This window comes from Streptomyces recifensis, from assembly GCF_002154615.1.
Taxonomy (GTDB): domain Bacteria; phylum Actinomycetota; class Actinomycetes; order Streptomycetales; family Streptomycetaceae; genus Streptomyces; species Streptomyces griseoluteus.
The window spans coordinates 1-616 of sequence record NZ_MUNH01000921.1; the positions used below are offsets into that span (position 1 = coordinate 1).

The 616-nt window shown below is 72.9% G+C and carries 1 protein-coding gene; it reads right to left on the bottom strand.

Features of this window, described 5'->3' with window-relative positions; genetic code table 11:
• A partial coding sequence (locus CCN33_RS30835) for a PAS domain S-box protein (RefSeq protein WP_425275882.1) occupies positions 1-321 on the bottom strand: 321 nt, incomplete at its 3' end.
• Positions 322-616: the final 295 nt, after the last annotated feature.

The following is a 616-nucleotide window of genomic DNA, read 5'->3' on the forward strand; positions in this document are numbered from 1 at the left end:
CCGGAGCATCACCAGCAGCGCCGGGGTCTCGTTCGTGGAGTCGCTCACCGGGTCGGCGGTCAGCTCGCCGTACCGCTCCGTTCCGCCGGGCGCGCTCCAGCTCACCGACACCTGGTAGCGGGAGCGGTGCCGCAGCCGCAGCGCCTGGGCGATCCGCTCGACCTGGCCGGCCTCCTCGGGGCGGAACAGCTCCAGCACGTCACGGCCTCGGAGCTGCCCCGGCGACGCACCGCACTCGGCGGCCATCGCGGGGTTGGCCAGCACCACCCTGCCGTACACGTCGCAGACCGCGACCGGCACCGCCACCCGGTCGAAGAGCATCAGGGCCCGGTTGCGCCACACCACGGCATCCGCCAGCCCCCACTCCACGCCAGCCTCCCAGGGTGCCGAACCGTCTCCGCCATCCAAGACGAAAACCCAGGTCAGCGGCAACTTGTGGGGCATCCCGGAGTCGGTGCGCAAGGGTGCGCGCCCACTTTCCACTGCACGTTCGTGTAGTGGCCCGGCACCGGCGCGCCCCGCCGCTGGAGCACGCTGGAAGACGCGCGCCCCCCACGCGAAACGCCAGTTCCCGCTCCGCGAAAGGCAGTTGCCGCCGCCATGCCCCCCACCGCAC